At 68.6% G+C, this 3,602-nt stretch carries 5 protein-coding genes; 3 read left to right on the top strand and 2 right to left on the bottom strand.

Going from position 1 to position 3,602, the window contains the following annotated elements; translation table 11 throughout:
* From QOD90_RS04950 to manB, 3 genes are all read left to right on the top strand, one after another.
* A partial coding sequence (locus QOD90_RS04950) for a sugar nucleotide-binding protein (protein ID WP_526347261.1) occupies nucleotides 1-264 on the top strand: 264 nt, incomplete at its 5' end.
* On the top strand, nucleotides 261-1,163 hold the full coding sequence (locus tag QOD90_RS04945) for a glycosyltransferase family 2 protein (protein ID WP_526347259.1): 903 nt from the start codon (nucleotides 261-263) through the stop codon (nucleotides 1,161-1,163). The genes QOD90_RS04950 and QOD90_RS04945, both read left to right, overlap by 4 nt.
* Nucleotides 1,163-2,242 (top strand): mannose-1-phosphate guanylyltransferase ManB, encoded by a 1,080-nt coding sequence (manB, locus tag QOD90_RS04940; protein ID WP_526347257.1) that lies wholly within the window; start codon nucleotides 1,163-1,165, stop codon nucleotides 2,240-2,242. Before QOD90_RS04945 ends, manB begins: the two co-directional genes overlap by 1 nt.
* Here manB and QOD90_RS04935 read toward each other — a convergent pair.
* Together QOD90_RS04935 and QOD90_RS04930 are read right to left on the bottom strand one after the other, a co-directional pair.
* The gene (locus QOD90_RS04935; RefSeq protein WP_526347255.1) at nucleotides 2,224-2,766 is read right to left on the bottom strand and encodes an NUDIX hydrolase; all 543 of its coding nucleotides are present in this window, start codon (nucleotides 2,764-2,766) and stop codon (nucleotides 2,224-2,226) included. The genes manB and QOD90_RS04935 overlap by 19 nt on opposite strands.
* Nucleotides 2,763-3,602 (bottom strand): coenzyme F420-0:L-glutamate ligase (locus tag QOD90_RS04930; RefSeq protein ID WP_526347253.1); only part of this gene is annotated, 840 nt, incomplete at its 5' end. The genes QOD90_RS04935 and QOD90_RS04930, both read right to left, overlap by 4 nt.

Below are 3,602 nucleotides of genomic sequence, written 5' to 3'. Positions count from 1 at the left end.
GTCCTGCACGCCGCAAACCAGGGGCAGGCCAGCCGTTTCGAGCCGGCCCGCGCGGTTTTCGAGCTGGTCGGCGCCGACCCGGAAAGGGTTCAGCCCGTCAACACGGATCGTCGCTCCCGCCCCGCGCCACGGCCGCCGTACTCGGCGCTGGCGTCCGAATCGTCCGCGGCTGCCGGGCTGACCCCGTTGCGTCCGTGGCGGGACGCGCTCGCCGCTGCACTCTTTCCGGACACTTCGGCCGGCCCACTACCCTCTACGCCGTGACCCCGGACCTGATCGTGGTGACGGTGACCTACTCACCGGGCCCCCACCTCGACCGGTTCCTCGCCTCATTGAGTCACGCCACGGAGCGATCGGTGACGGTCGTGATGGCCGACAACGGCTCCACCGACGGCGTCCCCGAGGAAGCGCTCGAGCGCTACCCGAATGCTCGGCTGCTGCCCACCGGCGCCAACCTGGGTTACGGGTCGGCGGTCAACCGAGCGGCGCAGAGATACCTCTTCACCGACGACGGGACCACCGCCGCCGGCGATCCGGAATTCTTCGTCGTCGCCAATCCCGACGTAGTTTGGGGACCGGGAAGCATCGATGTGCTCCTCGAGGCTGCCGAGCGATGGCCGCGCGCCGGTTCGCTCGGACCGCTCATCCGCGATCCCGACGGGTCGGTCTACCCGTCCGCCCGCCACCAGCCGAGCCTCGTCCGCGGTGGCATGCACGCTGTCGTCGGTCCGGTCTGGAAGTCGAATCCTTGGACGGCGGCCTATCGCCAGGAGAAATTAGCGCCCAGCGAACGTCCCGTCGGCTGGCTGTCGGGGTCGTGCTTTCTGCTTCGCAGGCAGGCGTTCGACGAGATCAAGGGGTTCGACGAGCGGAACTTCATGTACATGGAGGACGTTGACCTCGGGGATCGTCTCACCGGAGCGGGTTGGCAGAACGTCTACGTGCCGTCGGCGGAAGTGCTCCACGACAAGGGGCACTCGACGGGGCGCGACCCGGCCCGCAACTTGGCTGCCCACCACACCAGCACCTACACTTTCCTCGCCGACCGACATTCCCACTGGTGGCAGGCTCCGCTCCGGTGGACCATCAGGTCGGCTCTCGCCGTTCGCGCGGGACTGGTGGTCGCCAACTCGAGGCGGAAGATCGCGAAAGGACGCCATTAGTGGTCAATCCGGCAGAAGTCGACGCCGTCATCCTCGTCGGAGGGCAGGGCACCCGCCTCCGTCCGCTCACCCTGTCCGCACCCAAGCCGATGCTGCCGACCGCGGGGCTGCCATTTCTGACGCACATGCTGTCCAGGATCGCCGCGGCGGGAATCCAGCACGTCGTGCTGGGCACGTCGTACAAGGCCGAGGTGTTCGAGGCCGAGTTCGGCGACGGGTCGAAGCTCGGTTTGCAGATCGATTACGTCGTCGAGGACGAGCCGCGCGGCACGGGGGGCGGCATCGCGAACGTGGCGTCGAAGCTCCGCCACGACACCGTGATGGTCTTCAACGGCGATGTGCTGTCTGGCGCCGACCTCGGTGCCCTGCTGGCCAGTCACGACGACCGCGATGCCGACCTGACACTGCATTTGGTGCGGGTCGGTGACCCGCGTGCATTCGGTTGTGTGCCAACCGATCCCGATGGTCGGGTGACCGCGTTCCTCGAGAAGGTCCAGGATCCGCCGACGGATCAGGTCAACGCCGGCTCCTACGTGTTCCGGCGTGAGGTCATCGATCGGATCCCGCAGGATCGGGCGGTGTCGGTCGAGCGCGAGGTGTTTCCCACGCTGCTGGAAGACGGGCTCAAGGTGTGCGGCTACGTGGACGCCAGTTACTGGCGGGACATGGGCACCCCGGAGGACTTCGTCCGTGGCTCCGCCGATCTAGTGCGCGGAATCGTTTCGTCGCCGGCCCTCAAGGGTCACCGGGGCGAGTCGCTGGTCCACGATGGCGCATCGGTCGCGCCTGGCGCGCTGCTCTTCGGTGGCACGGTAGTCGGCCGCGGTGCCGAGATCGGGCCGGGCGCGCGACTCGACGGCGCAGTCATCTTCGACGGTGCGCGCATCGAGGCCGGGTCCGTCATCGAACGCTCGATCATCGGTTTCGGTGCCCGCATCGGTCCGCGCGCCCTGATCCGCGACGGCGTCATCGGCGACGGTGCCGACATCGGGGCGCGGTGCGAACTGCTCCGTGGTGCTCGGGTCTGGCCCGGAGTGCACATTCCCGACGGCGGAATCCGCTACTCGACGGACGTCTGAGCGGCCCGCGCCAACTGCCGCAGCCCGAAGTCGGCCCCCGGTGGCAAGTCGTTCAACGGCCACCAGCGCAGGTCCAGCGACTCGTCGCTGATGGCGATCTGGGCGTCCTGCGGGGCGTGGGCGACGAACTGGACATCGAGGTGGCGCGTCGGCTTGCCCAGCGAGCATGTGAGCGCGTGGACGTGCAGGGCTACGGGCACGTCGTCGATGGTCAACCCGCTGATACCGGACTCCTCGGTGGCCTCCCGCAGGGCCGCGGAGACGATGTCGGCGTCGGATTCCTCGCAATGACCACCGAGCTGAACCCAGCGGCCGAGCCGCGGGTGCAGGGTCAGCAGCGTGCGGGTGCCGGTGTGGTCGAGTACCAACGCCGACGCCGTGACGTGGCCGGGAACGCATGCCCGTTCGCACGCGTCGGCCCTGGCGAGCACGAACGCGAGCACTGCGTAGCGCAACGCATCCTGCCTCGGATCGGTCGGCTGCCAATGGCTCAGCGCGTCGACGACCGATTCATGGAGGCTCATCGGATCGTCAGCAGACCTTCGGTCGGCACCGGGTCGCGTGGCCCGGATTGCTCGGTGGGGTGGCCGATCGCGATGGCGCCGAGGGGTTCCCAATCCGCAGCGAGCTCGAGCACCTCCCGCACCAGATCGGCGGCGAAGATCGTCGACCCGATCCAGCAGCTTCCGATCTCGCGGACCGCCAACGCCACCAGCAGAGCCTGTACGGCGGCGCCGGCGGCGACGGTGAACATCGTGTTCTCGGCTGCGGTTCGCACCGCGTCGGGATAGCTGTGCGCGCCGTCGGGGACCATCACCGGAATCACCAGCTCCGGTGCGTCATAAAGAATCTGGCCACGACTGACCCGCCGGTCGACGGCATCCGCGGTCCTGCCGTCCCTCAACAGGTCGGCACGCCAGCGTTCCCTCATCCCGTCGAGCAGGCGCAGTCGCACCCGATGATCGCGAACCCACACGAATCGCACCGGCCGGGTGTGATGCGGCGCTGGGGCGGTAAGGGCTTCGGCGACAGCCCCTTCGACGACGGCGGGGTCGACGGGGTCGGTGCTGAAGTGCCGAATGGAGCGGCGCAGCAGCTGCGCTTGTCGTCGCCCCAGCGCAATGGCCTCTTCGGTGCCGAGCCAGAACAGATCCTCCTCGCCCGCCCTGACGAGGGTGCGGCCGTTGGAACCGTCGTCGTGCAGCGCAAGTCCGCGCACGACTGCCACCGGAATGCCGGTCAACTTTCCCTTCACCAGATCTGCTGCCGCCGCGATCTCGTCGGCGACGGCGACCTCGGTGACGACCAGCTCATTGCCGTGGGCGTCGTGTGCGCCCCCGTAGCCGTGCAGCACGGCGAG

This window comes from Mycobacterium sp., from assembly GCF_032161845.1.
Lineage (GTDB): Bacteria > Actinomycetota > Actinomycetes > Mycobacteriales > Mycobacteriaceae > Mycobacterium.
The sequence above is the reverse complement of the archived record's forward strand: the minus strand, read 5'-3'. Positions and strand labels throughout refer to the sequence as shown.

Coding starts and splice junctions, on each gene's coding strand:
- QOD90_RS04935 (WP_526347255.1), bottom strand. CDS start 2,766: ATGAGCCTCCATGAATCGGTCGTCGACGCGCTGAGCCATTGGCAGCCG.